This is a genomic window from Stenotrophomonas chelatiphaga (assembly GCF_032054965.1).
Taxonomy (GTDB): Bacteria; Pseudomonadota; Gammaproteobacteria; order Xanthomonadales; family Xanthomonadaceae; genus Stenotrophomonas; species Stenotrophomonas chelatiphaga.
The window spans coordinates 1-17,355 of sequence record NZ_DAMBRS010000010.1; the positions used below are offsets into that span (position 1 = coordinate 1).

At 67.3% G+C, this 17,355-nt stretch carries 15 protein-coding genes; 9 read left to right on the forward strand and 6 right to left on the reverse strand.

Annotated features, from left to right (window positions below):
* Positions 1–222: 222 nt before the first annotated feature.
* Both RTX79_RS12790 and RTX79_RS12795 read left to right on the forward strand, forming a co-directional pair.
* Complete coding sequence (locus RTX79_RS12790; protein ID WP_312684100.1) at positions 223–1,086, forward strand: pirin family protein; 864 nt, start codon at positions 223–225, stop codon at positions 1,084–1,086.
* Positions 1,087–1,348: 262 nt separating this feature from the next.
* A complete protein-coding gene (locus tag RTX79_RS12795) occupies positions 1,349–1,810 on the forward strand; it encodes a hypothetical protein (RefSeq protein WP_312684101.1) in 462 nt (153 codons plus the stop codon).
* A gap of 56 nt (positions 1,811–1,866) precedes the next feature.
* Here the strand turns inward: RTX79_RS12795 and RTX79_RS12800 are convergent, their stop codons facing one another.
* Positions 1,867–2,718, reverse strand: a complete 852-nt coding sequence (locus RTX79_RS12800; protein WP_312684102.1) for a pirin family protein — start codon at positions 2,716–2,718, stop codon at positions 1,867–1,869.
* Between the two features lie 218 nt (positions 2,719–2,936).
* On the opposite strand from RTX79_RS12800, the gene RTX79_RS12805 reads away from it, so the two are divergent.
* A complete protein-coding gene (locus RTX79_RS12805; protein ID WP_057509147.1) occupies positions 2,937–5,018 on the forward strand; it encodes a carbon starvation CstA family protein in 2,082 nt (693 codons plus the stop codon).
* Positions 5,018–5,242 (forward strand): YbdD/YjiX family protein, encoded by a 225-nt coding sequence (locus RTX79_RS12810; RefSeq protein ID WP_057509146.1) that lies wholly within the window; start codon positions 5,018–5,020, stop codon positions 5,240–5,242. Before RTX79_RS12805 ends, RTX79_RS12810 begins: the two co-directional genes overlap by 1 nt.
* Before the next feature lie 39 nt (positions 5,243–5,281).
* Here RTX79_RS12810 and RTX79_RS12815 read toward each other — a convergent pair whose 3' ends face one another.
* The gene (locus RTX79_RS12815; RefSeq protein WP_309687156.1) at positions 5,282–6,532 is read right to left on the reverse strand and encodes a DUF819 domain-containing protein; all 1,251 of its coding nucleotides are present in this window, start codon (positions 6,530–6,532) and stop codon (positions 5,282–5,284) included.
* Positions 6,533–6,705: 173 nt separating this feature from the next.
* Between RTX79_RS12815 and RTX79_RS12820 the strand changes: the two genes are divergently transcribed.
* Positions 6,706–7,092, forward strand: a complete 387-nt coding sequence (locus RTX79_RS12820) for a VOC family protein (RefSeq protein WP_312684106.1) — start codon at positions 6,706–6,708, stop codon at positions 7,090–7,092.
* Here the strand turns inward: RTX79_RS12820 and RTX79_RS12825 are convergent.
* Both RTX79_RS12825 and RTX79_RS12830 read right to left on the reverse strand, forming a co-directional pair.
* Positions 7,084–8,364 carry a sensor histidine kinase gene (locus RTX79_RS12825; RefSeq protein ID WP_312684108.1) on the reverse strand — a complete coding sequence of 427 codons (1,281 nt, stop codon included), beginning with the start codon at positions 8,362–8,364 and terminating at the stop codon, positions 7,084–7,086. The genes RTX79_RS12820 and RTX79_RS12825 overlap by 9 nt on opposite strands.
* Entirely contained in the window at positions 8,354–9,052 is a 699-nt protein-coding gene (locus tag RTX79_RS12830; RefSeq protein WP_309689793.1) for a response regulator transcription factor, read from the reverse strand. The genes RTX79_RS12825 and RTX79_RS12830 overlap by 11 nt, the downstream gene beginning before the upstream one ends.
* Before the next feature lie 94 nt (positions 9,053–9,146).
* Between RTX79_RS12830 and RTX79_RS12835 the strand changes: the two genes are divergently transcribed.
* The 4 genes from RTX79_RS12835 (at position 9,147) to RTX79_RS12850 (ending at position 15,497) form a co-directional block, all read left to right on the forward strand.
* Positions 9,147–10,895: an ArnT family glycosyltransferase gene (locus RTX79_RS12835; RefSeq protein WP_428696006.1), complete on the forward strand. Its 1,749-nt coding sequence runs from the start codon at positions 9,147–9,149 to the stop codon at positions 10,893–10,895.
* Between the two features lie 107 nt (positions 10,896–11,002).
* Positions 11,003–11,761, forward strand: coding sequence for a phosphatase PAP2 family protein (locus tag RTX79_RS12840; protein ID WP_428696007.1), 759 nt, complete (start codon positions 11,003–11,005; stop codon positions 11,759–11,761).
* Positions 11,758–13,404: a phosphoethanolamine transferase gene (locus tag RTX79_RS12845; protein WP_312684109.1), complete on the forward strand. Its 1,647-nt coding sequence runs from the start codon at positions 11,758–11,760 to the stop codon at positions 13,402–13,404. Before RTX79_RS12840 ends, RTX79_RS12845 begins: the two co-directional genes overlap by 4 nt.
* 107 nt (positions 13,405–13,511) lie before the next feature.
* Complete coding sequence (locus tag RTX79_RS12850) at positions 13,512–15,497, forward strand: M2 family metallopeptidase (RefSeq protein WP_312684110.1); 1,986 nt, start codon at positions 13,512–13,514, stop codon at positions 15,495–15,497.
* Positions 15,498–15,580: 83 nt separating this feature from the next.
* On the opposite strand, the gene RTX79_RS12855 is transcribed toward RTX79_RS12850, so the two are convergent.
* Complete coding sequence (locus RTX79_RS12855; protein ID WP_057509140.1) at positions 15,581–15,973, reverse strand: hypothetical protein; 393 nt, start codon at positions 15,971–15,973, stop codon at positions 15,581–15,583.
* A 58-nt stretch (positions 15,974–16,031) separates the two neighbouring features.
* Positions 16,032–17,267, reverse strand: a complete 1,236-nt coding sequence (locus RTX79_RS12860; RefSeq protein WP_057509139.1) for a multidrug effflux MFS transporter — start codon at positions 17,265–17,267, stop codon at positions 16,032–16,034.
* Between the last annotated feature and the right edge of the window lie 88 nt (positions 17,268–17,355).

Here is a 17,355-nt window from a genome sequence, read left to right on the forward strand (position 1 = left end):
CGCCATGGATGGCGCGAAACGAGGCCCGCATGGATGCAGCTTCTGCCGTCCCCCGACCAGCCCCACCGCCCGGCCCCAAGCACGTAGCCAACTGTAAGCCGCCGCCCACGAAGGGGTCTCACCCGTTCGCACCGCGCAACAGCCTGTTGCCCATCCGGGGCATGTGCCCGCACACCGCGCATGCGATCCTGCGCCCCTGTCCCCGCCAGCGAGATCGCCCGCATGACCACCCTCATCGCCCCCCGCGTGCACGACATCGGCGGTCTGGAAGTCCGCCGTGCCGTGCCGACGCTGCAGGCCCGCAGCGTCGGTCCGTTCGTGTTCGTCGACCAGATGGGCCCGGCCCTGCTCAATCCCGGCACCGGCATCGACGTGCGTCCGCATCCGCACATCGGCCTGGCCACGGTGACCTTCCTGTGGTCCGGCGCCATCGGCCACCGCGACAGCCTCGGTTCGGACCAGGTGATCCGCCCCGGCGACGTCAACTGGATGACCGCCGGTCGTGGCATTTCGCACTCCGAACGCACGCCCCCGCCGGAACGCGAGCACGGCCATCCGCTGCATGGCATGCAGACCTGGATCGCACTGCCCAGGCAGTACGAGGAAGTCGAACCGGCCTTCCACCACCACAGCGCCGCCACCCTGCCCCAGCAACGCCGCAATGGCGCCTGGCTGCGGGTGATCGCCGGCCGCGCCTACGGCGAGGAATCCCCGGTCAAGGTGTTCGCCGACACCCTCAACGTGGCCATCGACCTGGACCCGGATGCGGAGATCGACATCGATACCGGCCACCGCGAACGCTCGCTGTACATCCTCGACGGCCAGGCGCAGCTGGACGGCGTCGACGTGCCCGCCCAGCACCTGATCATCCCGGCCGATGGCGCCCGCGGCCGGCTGCGCGCGAAGACGCCGGTCAAGGCGATGCTGATGGGCGGCGAGCCGCTGGATGCACCGCGCCATCTGTGGTGGAACTTCGTCTCCAGTTCCCAGGAGCGCATCGAGCAGGCCAAGGACGATTGGGCAAACGGACGCTTCGGCAGCATCCCGGGCGACGCAACGGAATTCATCCCGCTGCCGGCGAAGTGAGCCGACGGCCTGCGCGTCACTGAGCCGTCAGGCTGGCTGGCAGGATCTTCCCGGCCCGCTACGGCCCACCGGTCCGTGGAATTTGGTTACCGATGAAACCGCGATTTGTGCACTTGCTCACGTTCCGTTAAGGTCAAGGAATACCCGCCAGCTGGGCTGGCGGGCCGACGCGGCATCCGGGGATGGATGCCAGGTCGCAACGGCGACCACGCCGGCCCGCCGCTGGCGGTGCCGTCGACTTGAACGCCTCTGGGGGAACTGCATGAAAATCGTCTCTGCTGCCTTACTGCTGTGCCTGTGCGCCACTGCCATGAGCGCCCACGCGCAAAGCGCACCCAAGTGCCCGTCGCTGCCGGCTGCCAGCAACCTGCAGTGGCAGGAGCAGGCCACCGGCGATTTCCTGGTGTGCCGCGCGACCACCAGCGACGGCCGCGAAGTCCTCAGCCTGATGCTGACCGGCAGCGATCCGGAGCTGCGCTTCCCGCGCGCGTTGCGCCAGGAAAAGGACAGCTTCGCCGGCGAGGAGCTCTACTGGTACCTGCCTGACCTCGGCGGCCAGGAACCCCCGGGCTTCGCCGACCGCCGCGTCAGCGTGGTGAAGATCGACAAGAACCGCTATGCACAGTTGGCGCTGTATCCCGGCGACAGCGAAGAGCGCGCCGGCCTGCAGCAGATGATCCGCAGCATGAACCTCAATCCGGCAGCCGTGGCCGCCGGTCGCTGATCATGCGCCCCCTGTGGGCGGGGCCGGTGGATGACCGGCCCAACGCCACGGTGGCCTCAGAAACGGCCTTCCTGGAAATCCACGAAGGCCTGCATCAGTTCCTGCCGGGTGTTCATGACGAACGGCCCGTGCCGCATCACCGGCTCACGCAGCGGACGGCCTGCGACCAGGATCAGCCGTGCACCGGCGCTGCCAGCGGCGAGGTGCAACGCATTGCCTCCGCCCAGCACCGCCATCTGCTGCGCCGCCACCGGCCGCGCATCGTCGCCGGCGCCAACCTGCAGATCGCCTTCGAACACATACGCGAACACGTTGTGGCCATCCGGCAGCACGTAGTCCCACGCCGCGCCAGCGTCCAGGGTGATGTCCAGATACACCGGATCGGTCGCCGGCTGCGCGATCGGCCCGGGTGTGCCGTCGACCTCGCCGGCGATGATCTTGACCGTCACGCCGGCCACCGGGGTGACCTGCGGGATGCGTTCCGGGGCGAACTCCTGGTACTTCGGCGCGATCATCTTGTCGCGCGCGGGCAGGTTCACCCACAGCTGGAAGCCGCGCATGCGGCCACTTTCCTGCTCGGGCATTTCTGAATGCACCAGCCCACGACCCGCGGTCATCCACTGCACGCTGCCCGGGGTAAGCAGGCCTTCGTTGCCATGGTTGTCCTTGTGCCGCATGCGCCCGTCGAGCATGTAGGTGACCGTCTCGAAGCCGCGATGCGGATGGCTGGGGAAGCCGGCCAGGTAATCCTCGGCCTTGTCGGTACCGAATTCATCCAGCAGCAGGAACGGATCCAGGTCCGGCAGCGCGGAGCCGCCGATCACGCGGGTCAGGCGCACGCCGGCGCCGTCGGAGGTGGGCGAGCCTTCAATGGTGCGCAGCACGCGTGCCGCGGTCTGGGTGCTCATGGAAACTCCAGCAAAGTGTCTACCCGCAAGATGGCGGCTGTCGCGGGCAGCGCCAAGCCCTCGCACCGCAACCCATTGTTCCAGCGGTGCCTGCCACGGCCGGGGAGGTGCCGTGACCGCGTTACGACCAAAGTACTAGCTGGGAAACACCCTGTCTGCATTGACCCGACACGGGGCAAGGCGGACCCTTGTGATGTTCTTAAGGGAGAGTTCACCTCATGAAAGGCTTCTCAAAGCTGGGCTGGGCACTGCTCGCACTGCTCGGCGCATTCTGTCTGGGCACCGTGGCGCTGCGCCGCGGTGAACCCATCAACGCCTTGTGGATCGTGGTCGCCGCGGTCTCCATCTACCTGATCGCGTACCGTTTCTACGGCCTGTTCGTGGCCAGCAAGGTGCTGCAGCTGGACCCCACGCGGGCCACCCCGGCAGTGCTCAACAACGATGGCCTGGACTACGTCCCGACCAACAAGCACGTCCTGTTCGGCCACCATTTCGCCGCCATCGCCGGTGCCGGCCCGCTGGTCGGCCCGGTGCTGGCCGCGCAGATGGGCTACCTGCCCGGCCTGTTGTGGCTGGTGGTCGGCGTGGTGTTGGCCGGTGCGGTGCAGGACTTCATGATCCTGGTGCTGTCCAGCCGCCGCAACGGCCGCTCGCTGGGTGACCTGGTGCGCGAGGAAATGGGGCCGGTTCCGGGCACCATCGCCCTGTTCGGTGCGTTCCTGATCATGATCATCATCCTGGCCGTGTTGGCGATGGTGGTGGTCAAGGCGCTGGCGGAAAGCCCGTGGGGCATGTTCACGGTGATCGCCACGATGCCCATCGCGATCTTCATGGGCGTGTACATGCGCTACATCCGCCCCGGCAAGATTGGCGAGATCTCGGTGGTCGGCCTGATCCTGCTGCTGGGTTCCATCTGGTTCGGCGGCATCGTCGCGGCCGATCCGGTCTGGGGCCCGGCCTTCACCTTCACCGCCAAGCAGATCACCTGGATGCTGATCGGCTACGGATTCGTGGCATCGGTGCTGCCGGTGTGGCTGCTGCTGGCACCGCGTGACTACCTGTCCACCTTCCTCAAGATCGGCACCATCATCGCGCTGGCGGTCGGCATCCTGATCGTCATGCCCGAACTGAAGATGCCCGCGCTGACCCAGTTCGCCGCCAGTGGCGACGGCCCGGTGTGGAAGGGCGGGATGTTCCCGTTCCTGTTCATCACCATCGCCTGCGGCGCGGTGTCCGGCTTCCATGCGCTGATTGCCTCGGGCACCACGCCCAAGCTGCTGGCCAATGAAGCGCACGCGCGCTACATCGGCTACGGCGGCATGTTGATGGAATCCTTCGTCGCAGTGATGGCACTGGTCGCGGCCTCGATCATCGAACCCGGCATCTACTTCGCCATGAACAGCCCGGCCTCGGTGATCGGCGCCGATGCGGTATCGGCGGCGCACTACATCACCACCAACTGGGGCTTCACCATCACCCCGGAGCAGCTGGAAGCGACCGCGGTGGCCATCGGCGAGCCGACCATCCTGCACCGCGCAGGTGGCGCGCCGACCCTGGCCGTCGGCATCGCGATGATCCTGCACGAAGCGATCCCCAGTGCGGGCGATGCGATGATGGCGTTCTGGTACCACTTCGCCATCCTGTTCGAAGCCCTGTTCATCCTGACCGCGGTCGATGCCGGTACCCGTGCCGGTCGCTTCATGCTGCAGGACCTGCTGGGCAACTTCATCCCGGCGTTGAAGAAGACCGAGTCCTGGTCGGCCAACATCCTCGCCACCGCCGGCTGCGTGGCGCTGTGGGGTTACCTGCTGTATTCCGGCGTGGTCGATCCGTTCGGTGGCATCCAGACCCTGTGGCCGCTGTTCGGCATCTCCAACCAGATGCTGGCCGGTATCGCGCTGATGCTGGGCACCGTGGTGCTGTTCAAGATGAAGCGTGACCGCTACGCCTGGGTCACCGCGGTGCCTGCGGTGTGGCTGCTGATCTGCACCACCTACGCCGGCCTGATCAAGATCTTCGACAGCAACCCGGCGCAGGGCTTCCTGGCCCAGGCCCACAAGTTCCAGGATGCCATCGCCAGCGGCACCATCACCGCACCGGCCAAGACCGTCGGCCAGATGCAGCAGATCGTGGTCAACGCCTACGTCAACACCACGCTGACCGTGCTGTTCCTGCTGGTGGTCTTCTCGATCCTGTTCTATGCACTGAAGACCATCGCCGCCGCACGCCGCACGCCGCAGCGCACGGACAAGGAAACAGAGTACGTGAAGCTGCTGCCGCACCAGATGGCGGACCTGTGATGAGTACCGAACTGGTACCGGTCGGCCAGCACCAGGCCCATCGCCGCATCTGGCGGCGCCTGGTGCAGACCGCGCGGCTGTGCTGCGGCATCCCGGACTACGACAACTACGTCCGGCATGTGCTGGAGAACCATCCCGACCGCACGCCGATGGACTACAAGACGTTCTTCCGCGAGCGCCAGGAAGCGCGGTACGGCGGCAGGAACGGCGGACGCTGCTGCTGAGTCAGACAAAAACGGCGGGGCTTGGGCCCCGCCGTTTTTTCATGCCCCGGCCATCGCCTTCAGGATCAGCCCGGTGACATACGCAAGGCCGGTACCGGTCGCATAGCCCACCGTTCCGAGCAGCACGCCGACCGGCGCCAGCGACGGGTGGAAGGCCGCAGCCACCACCGGTGCCGACGCTGCCGCACCGATGTTGCCCATCGAGCCGACGCCGAAGAAGAACAACGGCGCACGCATCAGCTTGGCCACGATCCACAGCACCAGCACGTGGGTCGCCATCCAGATCAGGCCGAGCAGGAACAACCACGGACGATCCAGCAGCGACAGCAGGTCCATCTGCATGCCGATGCAGGCGATCAGGAAGTACAGGAACACCGTCCCCAGCCGCGAGGCACCGGCCGATTCCAGCTGGCGCGCGCGGGTAAAGCTCAACGCCAGGCCCAGTGCGGTGGAGAACAACACCACCCAGACGAACTGGCTGTCCAGGCTGAACTGGCTGGACCAGCCGACGTTGGCCTTGAACCAGGCCGCCAGCGGCGCGGCGATGGCATGCGCCAGCCCCACCCCGCCCAGCGCCACGCCCACGATGACCATCAGATCGGTCAGGCTGGGAATGCGCGCGTTCTGCGCCTCATAGGCGCTGATGCGCGCCTTCATCTCATCGATGGCGCGGGTGTCGGCGCCGTTGCGGGCATCGATCTGCTGCGAGCGGTTGGCCAGGAACAGCAGGATCGCCATCCACAGGCTGGCACAGGCCACGTCGACCACCGCGAACTGGCCGAAGGTGGTGGCATCGGTGCCGAAGATTTCGCGCATCGCCACCATGTTGGCACCGCCGCCGATCCAGCTGCCGGCCAGCGCGGCCATGCCCGCCCAGGTATCACCGGACACGGTTTCAGGATGGATCAGCTTCATCACCTGGAAGGACACGATCGCACCGAGCATCACCCCGGCGGTACCGGCGCAGAACACCACCAGCAGCTTCGGGCCCAGCTTGACGATGCCCTTGAGGTCGATGGACAGCGTCAGCAGCACCAGCGCTGCGGGCAGCAACACGTCGCGCGCCACCGGGTTGTACAGCGCGGTGGCATGCCCATCGATCAGGCCGGCGGTGTTGTAGATGGCCGGGATGAAGTAACACAGCAGCAACGCCGGAACCCAGGCGAATATCTTCTTCAACAAAGGCGTGGGGCCACTGGCCGCCCAGAAAATGAGCGCAAGGGTGGCGGCGATGAGCCCCAGGCCGACGATGTCGCTGGAGATCAGGGCGGTAGCGGGTTCGGTCGGCATGCAGTCCTCTGTCGATCGAAAAGTGACGGGCGAAAAAAATGCCGCAGGAGGCGGCACCCGCCGAGCTTACCATCGGCCCTGCCCGGCCGCATGCCGCAGCGCGGCTTGCCCGGTCCTTCGCCGCTGCGCAGAATCCGCCGGAAATCCCCCGGAAACCCGCCAGGAGCACGTCCATGGAACTCGGTGCTTTCTCCATCAGCCTTTCAGTGAAAGACCTTGATGCGTCACGTGCGTTCTATGAGGCGCTGGGCTTCAGCGTGACCGGTGGCGATGCCGCCCAGAACTGGCTGGTGCTGCGCAACGCCAACACCGTGGTCGGGCTGTTCAAGGGAATGTTCGAAGGCAACTGGCTGACCTTCAACCCGGGCTGGGACCAGCAGGCCAAGCCGCTGCCCGGCTTCACCGACATCCGCCAGTTGCAGGCCCAGCTGGATGCCAGCGGCGTCCCCCTGAGCACGCGCGCCGATCACGACGGTAACGGGCCGGCGCACGTGATGCTCAGCGATCCCGATGGCAACGTGATCCTGATCGACCAGCACGTGCCGCGCCCTTCACCCTGAGCGCGAGGCGCTGACATCCAGGGTAGCCAGGGTGCCACGCGGCTGTACCGGTTCAAAATGCAGCGTCCACCCCAGGTGCTCGCACAGGCGTGCCACCAGTTCCAGGCCGATGCCGCCGTGTTCGTTGCGCAGCCCGCGTGCCATGCGCGCGTGGATGGCGGCGATCTCCTCCGGACTCATGCCGTGTCCGGGGTCACGCAGGGTCAGCACGCCGGCCGAGGTCAGTTCCAGCTGGATGCTGCCACGTCCACTGTTCTCGATGGCATTGCGCAGCAGGTTGCCGATCGCCGCCTGCACCACCGCCAGCGGCGCGACCACATCCACCGGCGCGGCCTGCAGGCCCACGGTCAGGTCCTTGTCCCCCAGCAGGTGACGATGGTCTTCGATGATCTGCAGCAACAACGGGGCCAGTGCGATGCGCTCGGCGCGCGCGGCCAGCCGCGCCGGATCACGGGCCAGGACCAGCAGCAGTTCGATCAGCTCCTCCACGTCCTCTGCCGTGCGCTGCACGCGCTGCATCTGCTGGCGTGCGCGCTCGGGCAGACCCGGTTGCTCCAGCGCCAGCTCCGCTGCGCCGGTGATCACCGCCACCGGGGTGCGCAGCTCGTGGCTGGCGGTGCTGATGAAAACCCGTTCGCGCTCGACGAACTGCTCGTTGCGCGCAAGGTAGTCGTTGAGAGAATTGGCGATGGTATGGAGCTCGGCGCTGCCACGCGGATCCACCCTGATGCGCTGCCCCGGCGCCCCCGGTTTCAGCGCGCCGATGTCGCCTGCCAGCAGGCTCAGCGGGCGCACCACCCGCTGCATGCCCAGCCGCGCCATCACCACGGTGACGATCACCATGACCAGCCCGGCCAGCAGCACCCAGCGCGTGGCGAACTGTTCCAGCGCTTCGAAATCGGAAATATCCAGCGCGAGTGCCAGCCGGCCCATGGTTTCCGTCTGCCGCACCATCACCGCCGCCTTGCGTTCGCCGATCGGGATGCCGTCATGCAGCCCGGGATGCAGGCCGCGCAGGGTTGCCGGCGTGCTGGCCTGGTCCAGCCGGTACAGGCTCAGCGTGTCCGAATCCTGCCATCGGTACTGCGGGTCGCGCTCGCTGTGCAGGATGATGCTGTCCAGTTCGGAGTTCAGCAGCGCGCGCCACGCCGCGTGCTCGGCATGTTCATGCACGTTGTTGCCCACGCCGAACACCGCCAGCGAAATCAGTGCAAGGTAGGTCAGCAACCAGCCCAGTACGCGCCGGTACAGCGGCGCCGGCCTAGCGGCCATCGATCATCTCTCCTTCCTGCACGGCCAAGCGGTAGCCGACCCGCGGCAGGGTATGCACCAGCTTGCGCGCGAACGGTCCGTCCACGCTGCGGCGCAGTTCGTACACATGCGATCGCAGCAGGTCGCCGTCCGGCGGTTCATCGCCCCACAACGCGAACTCCAGCTGCTGGCGGGTGACGGCAGCCGGACTGGCGCGCATCAGCACTTCCAGCAGCTTGCGGCAGGCCGGGTACAGGTGCAGCACCTGCCCTGCGCGCTGGGCTTCCAACGTGGAAAGGTCCAGCACCAGGTCGGCCACCTGCAGGCGCTTGCGTGGATTGCGTCCCTGCGCACGCAGCAGCAGCGCATCCAGCCGCACTTCCAGTTCGGGCAATGCGAAGGGCTTGGTCAGGTAATCATCGGCGCCTGCGCGGAAACCGGCGATCTTGTCGGGCAGTTCGTCGCGGGCCGTGAGCATGATCACCGGCACTTCCGAGGCATGTTCGGCGCGCAGGCGACGAAGGACTTCCGGGCCCTCCATGCGCGGCAGCATCCAGTCCAGGATCAGCGCATCGTAGAGCTGCGTGGTGGCCAAGTGCAGGCCGGTGATTCCATCGGGCGCAACGTCCAGCACGTGCCCGCGCGACTCGAAATAGTCGAACAGATTGGCGACCAGTTGCCGATTGTCCTCGATCACCAGCAGACGCATGGGCGTATCCATCCCGTAGTTCCCTGCATGGTAGCGCCGCCGATGTCGGAATCCCGTGCCCCCCGCGCTTCCGACGAATTTCCCACGTGCCCGGATGGATAGTCCGGCTTTGCCCGGATGCGCCCCCCCCCCCTTGTCCCCGCCTTCCTTCCCTCGTGCGCGCTGGCGCCTGCCCCTGCTGTGGCTGCTGGTAGTGATCGCACTGGCAGCCGGCATCGGCATGCGCCTGCCGCAGCCGCCGGACGAGCCCCGCTTCGTGCTGGCCGCGCGCGCCATGCTGGACTCCAGCCAGTGGCTGGTGCCACACCGGGGCAGCGAGTTCTACGCCGAAAAGCCACCGGTGTACATGTGGATGCAGGCAGCGACACAGCAGGTGCTGGACTGGAAGGGAAGCTTCCTGCTGCCTTCCCTGCTGGCCGCCCTGCTCAGCCTGTGGCTGGTGGCCGACCTGGCACGTCGGCTGTGGTCGCCGCGGGTGGCGCCCCATGCCATGGCGGCCCTGTTCTGCAGCCTGCAGTTCGGCCTGATGGCCAAGCGCGCGCAGATTGACATGGTGCTGGTAGCGATGACCACGCTGTCGTTGTGGGGCCTGCTGCGGCACCTGTGCGAACGCCGCAACCTGCCGGCGCTCTGGTTGGCCGGCATCGCCGCTGGCGTGGGCACGGTCACCAAGGGGGTCGGCTTCCTGCCCCTGCTGGTCGTGCTGCCGTGGTTGGCGTGGCGGTCCGGTTACCGGCGGCTGCGCGGCCACGTGGCGCCGGGCCCCGCCCCCTCCACGCTGGCCTGGCTGCTGCCGTCCTTCCTGCTCGGCACTGCGGTCTGGCTGGCGCCGCTGGGTTGGGCGCTGCTGCGCCAGCCCGACCCTGCCCTGCAGGCGTATGCGCATGAACTCCTGTTCAAGCAGACGGCCACCCGTTACGCCCATGCCTGGCACCACGTGCAACCCGCTTGGTACTACCTGCAGGTGATGCTCACGCTGTGGCTGCCCGGCAGCCTGCTGCTGCCCTGGCTGCTGCGGCCGTGGTGGCGGCGGTTGCGTCGCACCGATGCACGCCTCTGGCTGCTGCTGGGCTGGGCCGTGCTGGTGCTGCTGTTCTTCACCCTCAGCCCCGGCAAGCGCGAGGTCTACCTGCTGCCGATGCTGCCGGCGCTTGCGCTGGCCAGTGCCCCGCTGTTGCCCGGCCTGCTGCGCCGGACCGGTGTGCGCCGCTACCTGCTGGGCTACAGCATCGCGCTGGGGCTGCTGGCGATCACCGTCGGGGCCCTGTTGGTGTACGCCGCGCCATGGGCCGTAGCGCAAGTCGAGCGACGCGCGATGCCGACCAGCCTGTTGCCCGTTCTGGGGGCAGGCCTGCTGGTCCTGGGAACCGCCGTACTGGGGCTATCAGCATGGCTGCGGCAACGCCACGCCGGCGCACTGGTGCTGGTGACCCATGCGTTGCTGTGGTGCGTGTACGGCGCCGTGCTGCTGCCCGCGATGGACCCTTACGCTTCCGCTTCGGCCCTGATGCAGCGTGCAGGCGCACGGATCGGGCCACAGGCCGAACTGGGCCTGCTGGCCTGGCGCGAACAGAACCTGCTGCAAGCCGACCGACCGGTCCGCGAGTTCGGCTTCAAGCGTCCGTGGGACCTGCAATGGCAGGACGCCGGCCAATGGATCGCTGCTGCGCCACAGACACGCTGGCTGCTGGTGCTGGATGCGGCGATCAGCCCCTGCGTGGATACCGCGCAGATCATCGACATCGGCATGTCCAACGGCAATCGATGGCAGCTGGTACCGGGAACGGCGTGGTCCCGCACGTGCCACGCAGCGGCGCGCGGGGCAAGCGACGCTGAAGACTGAGCCAGCGCGGCGGCGCGGTCCGGTTTAACCGAAGCCGAACATCGCTCCGATTTTTCTCCGACATCGCGCTACCTAGCATGGCCGCGGATCCTCCAAAGGCCTTGTGCATGCACCGCATCGCTGTTCCCGGATATCCGCTCCCACGCATTCGGCAGATCGCAGGCAGCGGATTCACTGCACGTCACCTGTGGCTGCCGTTGATCGCTGCCGCCCTGATTTTCAGCGCGCTGGTGCTGGGCGGCGACCAGTGGATCGCCGACCGCGTCTTCGCGCTCGAAGGCCAGCACTGGCTGCTGCGCGATGCGTGGGCCACCACCGTCCTGATGCACACGGGCGGCAAATGGCTCAGCGCCACCGCAACGTTGCTGGTCCTGGTGCTGTGTTTCCACCAGTGGCGCTACGGCAGCAATCGCCACCTGCGCTGGGCGCTTCTGTATCTCGTCCTGGCCATTGCACTGGGCACCGGCGCGGTATCGCTGCTGAAATCGCTGACCCACATGGACTGCCCGTGGGACCTGCTGCGCTATGGCGGACAGCGTCCGTTCGTCGGCCTTCTGCAGGCGCGGCCCGCCGCCCTGCCCGCCGCCGCCTGCTTCCCTGCCGGCCAGGCCAGTGCGGGTTACGCATGGGTCAGCCTGTATTTCTTCGCGCTGCTGTGGCGACCGGCCTGGCGCTGGCGCGGGCTTGCCGTCGGCCTGCTTGCCGGCATAGCGCTGGGGCTTGCCCAGCAGCTTCGCGGCGCGCATTTCATGTCGCACGACCTGGCCACGCTGAGCGTCTGCTGGCTGCTCTCGCTGGGCCTGTATGCGCTGGCGCGTTCCCGCCTGCCGCGTCGGGCCGGGCACGCAGCGGGGGCGCGCGCATGAATGCCACCGTCGCACGCGGCGTACGGCTGCCGGCCATGGCTTGGCTGCAGTGGCGCCCGCTGATCTCCAGCGAGGCGCTGATCGCGCTTGCCAGCCTGTACTTCGCCGTCGCAGGCAATGGGCTGTTCTGGTCCAGCGCAATGGCCACCCACCCCGGCAGCATCCGCTATGCCGTGTCGCTGCTGCTGCTGCTGCTCGGGACCCACGCCTTCCTGCTGGGTCTGCTGGTCTGGCGCTGGAACGGCAAGGCCGTGGTCAGCCTGCTGATCCTGCTGACCACGCTGGCTTCGCACTACATGAGCCGTTACCACATCTACCTGGATGCGGACATGCTGCGCAACGTGCTGGCAACCGACCGCCGCGAAAGCCGCGAGCTGCTCACCGCCTCGCTGGCCGGGCCGTTGCTGATCGGCATGCTGCCGGTGATCGCGCTGTGGCGGGTGCAGTGGGCGCAGCGGCGCTGGCCCGGCACCCTGCTGTGGCGCGCCGGCTTCCTGCTGCTCGCCGCCAGCGTGGCACTCGGCGGTGCGCTGCTGTCGTTCCAGGAAATCTCCGCGTTGATGCGCAATCAGCGCGAAGTGCGCTACCTGGCCACGCCCGCCAATGTCCTGCTGGGACTGCCGCGCGCCCTGCGTGGCGACAACCCGGTGCAGCGCGCGCCCAAGTTGCCGATCGGCACCGATGCCCAGGCAATGCCCCGCGTGGCGGGAAGCAGGCCACGCCTGCTGCTGGTCGTCATCGGCGAAACCGCGCGTGCGCAGGACTGGGGGCTCAATGGCGGCACGCGTGAGACCACCCCGGAGCTGGCGCAGAAACCGGTGATCAACTTCCCCGACATGCATTCCTGTGGCACCAGCACCGAAGTATCGCTGCCCTGCATGTTCTCCCCGTGGGGACGCCGCGACTACGACGAGAAGAAAATACGTGCGCACCAGTCGCTGCTGCATGTGCTGGACCATGCCGGCATCGCGACGCTGTGGCGTGACAACCAGTCCGGCTGCAAAGGCGTCTGCGATGGACTGCCATTGCAGTCGCTGACCGATGCCACCACGCCGGGGCTGTGCGTCGACGGTCGCTGCATGGATGAGATCCTGCTGCAGGACCTGCCGGCACAGGCCCGCGCGAAACCCGGTGACCGGGTCATCGTGCTGCATCAGCTGGGCAACCACGGGCCAGCTTATTTTGAACGCTATCCGCCGCGCTTCCGCCGCTTCACGCCTACCTGCGATACCGCTGACCTCGGACGTTGCACGCGTGCCCAGATCGCCAACAGCTACGACAACGCGCTGCTGTACACCGACCATGTACTGGCCCAGGCGATCGGGCTCCTGCAGGGGATGGAGGACTACGACACCGCGATGATCTATGTCTCAGACCATGGCGAATCGCTGGGAGAGAAAGGCCTGTTCCTGCACGGGGTGCCCTACGCGATCGCACCGCAGGAGCAGACCCATGTGCCGATGACGATGTGGTTCTCACCGCAGTTCGTGCGCGACCGCAGGCTGGACCTGGCCTGCCTGCGCGAGCGTGCCGGCCAGCGCACCGACCACGATGCGCTGTTCTCCTCCGTGCTGGGCCTGATGCAGGTGCGCACCGCGCTGTACGATCCGCAGCACGACCTGTTCGCCCGCTGCGAAGGCTGATCGGCGTGCGTCGTCCCGCCCCGTAGTGCCCTTCATTGCACTGCCCCTTGCGGCAGCGGGCCCGGGCCACTAGCCTTCAGCGGTCGTTCACCACCCAAGGACCACCCGTGAAACACCGTCATCTCCTGTTGGCGTCGGCAATCGCCGCCGCCACGCTGTCGCTGGCCGCCTGCAAGAAGGAGCCCACCCCGGGCACCGACACCGCGACCGCAACGGCGCCGGCTGGCGAAACCGCCGACCAGTTCGTGGCCCGCATCAACGCCGAATACAAGGCCGCGTACCCGGAGATGACCTCGGCGCAGTGGCTGTCGTCGACCTACATCAACGGCGATTCCGAACGCGTGGCGGCCAAGGCCAACGAACGCTCGCTGACCCAGCTCAACAGCTGGATCGAACAGGCGGCCAAGTTCGAAGGCCAGCCGATGTCCGACGACAGCAAGCGCGCGCTGCAGCTGCTCAAGCTGATGTCGTCGATGCCGGCCCCGCGCGACCCGGCCAAGCTGGCGCAGCTGACCCAGATCGCCACCCGCATGGAAGGCAGCTATGGCGCCGGCAAGTACTGCACCGACGCCAATGATCCGAACTCCTGCCGCCAGCTCGGCGACCTGGAACAGGTGCTGTCCAGCAGCCGCGACTACGACCAGCAGCTGGATGCGTGGCAGGGCTGGCACGGCACCACCAAGAACATGCGGGGCGACTACCAGCAGTTCGTCGGCCTGGTGAACGAAGGTGCCAAGGGGCTGGGCTTCGCCGATGCCGGGCAGATGTGGCGCAGTGGCTATGACATGCCGCCGGAGCAGATCGGCCCGGAAACCGATCGCCTGTGGGAACAGGTCAAGCCGATGTACGAGCAGCTGCACTGCTACGCCCGCGGCAAGCTCGACGCCACCTATGGCAAGGACAAGGCCGAAGTGGGCAACGGCCTGATCGCCGCCCACCTGACCGGCAACATGTGGCAGCAGGACTGGTCCAACCTGTGGGACCAGCTGCAGCCGTATCCCGGTGCCGGCAGCCTGGACATCACCGCTGCGCTGGAAAAGCAGTACCAGGTCAACCTCAGCGGCGCGCTGGCCAAGGCCGGCAGCAACGCCAACGTGGAAAGCCTGTACAAGGCGCAGCGTGAAGCCGAACTGCGCACCGCGCGGCAGATGACCGAACGCGCGCAGGACTTCTACGTGTCGCTGGGCATGCCGGCGCTGCCGAAGTCGTACTGGGAGAACACCCAGTTCATCAAGCCGCAGGACCGCGACGTGGTCTGCCATGCCAGCGCCTGGGACATGAACATGGAAGGCGACGTGCGCACCAAGATGTGCATCAAGCCGAACGAAGAGAACTTCACCACGATCTACCACGAGCTCGGCCACATCTATTACGACCTGGCCTACAACCCGCTGCCCCCGCTGTTCCAGGGCGGTGCCAACGATGGCTTCCATGAAGCGATCGGCGACACCATCGTGCTGGCGATGACGCCCAAGTACCTGAACTCCATCGGCCTGGTCGACAAGCCGGAAGAAAGCCGCGAAGCGGTGATCAACAACCAGATGCGCATGGCGCTGTCCGGCGTGGCCTTCCTGCCGTTCGGCCTGATGATCGACCGCTGGCGCTGGGGCGTGTTCGACGGCTCGATCACCCCGGACAACTACAACAAGGCCTGGTGGGACCTGAAGGCGCGCTACCAGGGCGTGGCCCCGCCGACCACGCGCGGTGAAGAGTTCTTCGATCCGGGCGCCAAGTACCACGTGCCGGGCAACACGCCGTACACCCGCTACTTCCTGGCGCGCATCCTGCAGTTCCAGTTCTACAAGGGCCTGTGCGATGCGTCCGGCTACAAGGGACCGCTGCACGAATGCAGCTTCTACGGCAACAAGGAAGCCGGGCAGAAGTTCTGGTCGATGCTGAGCAAGGGCGCCAGCCAGCCGTGGCAGGCCACGCTGAAGGAGCTCACCGGCGGTGACAAGCTCGATGCCGGCCCGATGATCGAATACTTCACCCCGGTCAACGCCTGGCTGAAGGAGCAGAACCAGGGCCAGGTCTGCGGTTGGCAGGCCAGCGCCGCAGCGCCGGCAGCACCGGCAGCGCCTGCAAAGCGCTGATCATCCGGTGGCGTCGGGCATGGCCCGGCGCCACCTTCGGACGTCATGCAACGCCGGGCATCGCCCGGCGCGATCAAGCGGGGTCAGTTGGCCTTGCCGGCGGCCATCTTCGCTGCCAGCGCGTCCTTGAACTCATCGAAACTGAGCCCCTGCGCATTGGCCTCGGCCTGCGCGGCATCGCGCAGCGCATCCGAATACACCAGGCGCACCGGCGTGCCCTTGCGTTCGTGCAGTTCGCCGGCCTGCATGATCAAGGCCAGCACCTGGGCGGCGCTTTCACTCTGGCCGGCGATGCGGCCATCCATGCCCAGCACCCATTCACCATCGCGTCGCACCACGCCGGCCAGCAGCGTGCGCTGCTGGTCACGCAGTTCGGCGTGCGGCTCGACCGGCGAGGCCTGCGCGGCTTCGCGGTTGGCGGCCTGGGTTTCGCGGCGCCGGCGGATGTCACGGCGCAGTTTGGAGGTGGTCGACATCAGGGGAGTACGGGCAATCGGGGTGGCAAGGATACCGCACGCCACGCGCGGACCTGCTTCACGGCGGGCCGCCTGCGGCCACCCGCAGTGCCTCTTGGTCGCGCTCGCGCCGGTGTTCCCAGTACCAGAACACGAAGCCCACGGCGAAGAATGCCGCCTGGCCCAGGGCCAGCTGCAGCGGCGAATGGCTCAGCAGCGGCGACACCAGCCCGGCCACCAGGGTGCTGACCATCAGCTGCAGGAAGGCCTGCAACGACGACGCCAGCCCGCGCTGGTGCGGGTACATGTCCAGCACCGCCAGCGCCAGGATCGGGAAGATCAGCGCCATGCCCAGGCCACCGATGAAGATCGGCAGCACCGCCCAGGGCAGCGCAAGCTGCGGCGCGGTGGCCACGTAGGCGATGTTCAGCACGGCGGAGACCGCGCAGCAGATGAAGCCGATGCTGACCTGGCGGGTCGGCGTGGTGCGGCCGGCCATGCGCCCGGACAGGAACGAACCGGCCGTCATGCCGCCGATGGTCGGGATGAACAACCAGGCGAATCCGCCCTCGCCCAGCCGCAGGTGCTGCATCACGAACATCGGCGCGGAGGCGATGTACAGGAAGATGCCGCCGAAGTTGATGCTGCCGGCCAGCGCCAGCCGCATGAAGCGAGGATTGGAGCCGATGCGCAGGTAGTCACGCACCAGTCCGCGCGGCGACAACGGCGTGCGCGCGGCGACCGGATGGGTTTCCGGCAGGAAACGCGCGGTGGCCACCAGCAGCAGCAGCGAGAACACCACCAGGAACCAGAAGATCAGTGGCCAGCCGGCACCGCTGAGCAGGATCCAGCCGCCGATGATCGGCGCGATGGCCGGCGCGATGCCGAAGATCATCGACACCTGGCTCATCAACCGCTGCGCATCGTGGCCGTGGTACAGGTCACGGATCACCGCGCGGCCGACGATCATGCCGACGCCGGCCGACAGGCCCTGCAGCGCGCGGAACATCAGCAGCGTGGTCAGGTCGGTGGACAGGGCACAGCCGACCGAGGCGCCCACGAACACCACCAGGCCGCCGAGGATGACCCGCTTGCGTCCCCAGGCATCGGACAGGGGGCCGTGCGCCAGGCTCATCAGGCCATAGAACAGCAGGTAGACACTGACGGTCTGCTGCACCGCCACTTCGTCCACCCCGAGCCGCTGCGCCAACTGCGGGAACGCCGGGAAAATGGTGTCGATGGAGAACGGGCCGAACATCGCCAGGCCTGCGAGCAACAGGGCCAGACGGCGGGTCGAAGGCGAGGCGGCAGTCATGGGAGCGTCCGGAGGAGCCGCGCAGGCCATGCACGGCAGGCGCCCGACCCGGTCCAGGCAGGACAGGAAGATGGCGCCGGATGAATAC

Excerpts from the sequence above, each read along its gene's own strand:
- RTX79_RS12790 (WP_312684100.1), top strand. The coding sequence starts at position 223 with ATGACCACCCTCATCGCCCCCCGCGTGCACGACATCGGCGGTCTGGAA.
- RTX79_RS12795 (WP_312684101.1), top strand. The coding sequence starts at position 1,349 with ATGAAAATCGTCTCTGCTGCCTTACTGCTGTGCCTGTGCGCCACTGCC.
- RTX79_RS12800 (WP_312684102.1), bottom strand. The coding sequence starts at position 2,718 with ATGAGCACCCAGACCGCGGCACGCGTGCTGCGCACCATTGAAGGCTCG.
- RTX79_RS12805 (WP_057509147.1), top strand. The coding sequence starts at position 2,937 with ATGAAAGGCTTCTCAAAGCTGGGCTGGGCACTGCTCGCACTGCTCGGC.
- RTX79_RS12810 (WP_057509146.1), top strand. The coding sequence starts at position 5,018 with ATGAGTACCGAACTGGTACCGGTCGGCCAGCACCAGGCCCATCGCCGC.
- RTX79_RS12815 (WP_309687156.1), bottom strand. The coding sequence starts at position 6,532 with ATGCCGACCGAACCCGCTACCGCCCTGATCTCCAGCGACATCGTCGGC.
- RTX79_RS12820 (WP_312684106.1), top strand. The coding sequence starts at position 6,706 with ATGGAACTCGGTGCTTTCTCCATCAGCCTTTCAGTGAAAGACCTTGAT.
- RTX79_RS12825 (WP_312684108.1), bottom strand. The coding sequence starts at position 8,364 with ATGGCCGCTAGGCCGGCGCCGCTGTACCGGCGCGTACTGGGCTGGTTG.
- RTX79_RS12830 (WP_309689793.1), bottom strand. The coding sequence starts at position 9,052 with ATGCGTCTGCTGGTGATCGAGGACAATCGGCAACTGGTCGCCAATCTG.
- RTX79_RS12835 (WP_428696006.1), top strand. The coding sequence starts at position 9,147 with ATGGATAGTCCGGCTTTGCCCGGATGCGCCCCCCCCCCCTTGTCCCCG.
- RTX79_RS12840 (WP_428696007.1), top strand. The coding sequence starts at position 11,003 with ATGCACCGCATCGCTGTTCCCGGATATCCGCTCCCACGCATTCGGCAG.
- RTX79_RS12845 (WP_312684109.1), top strand. The coding sequence starts at position 11,758 with ATGAATGCCACCGTCGCACGCGGCGTACGGCTGCCGGCCATGGCTTGG.
- RTX79_RS12855 (WP_057509140.1), bottom strand. The coding sequence starts at position 15,973 with ATGTCGACCACCTCCAAACTGCGCCGTGACATCCGCCGGCGCCGCGAA.
- RTX79_RS12860 (WP_057509139.1), bottom strand. The coding sequence starts at position 17,267 with ATGACTGCCGCCTCGCCTTCGACCCGCCGTCTGGCCCTGTTGCTCGCA.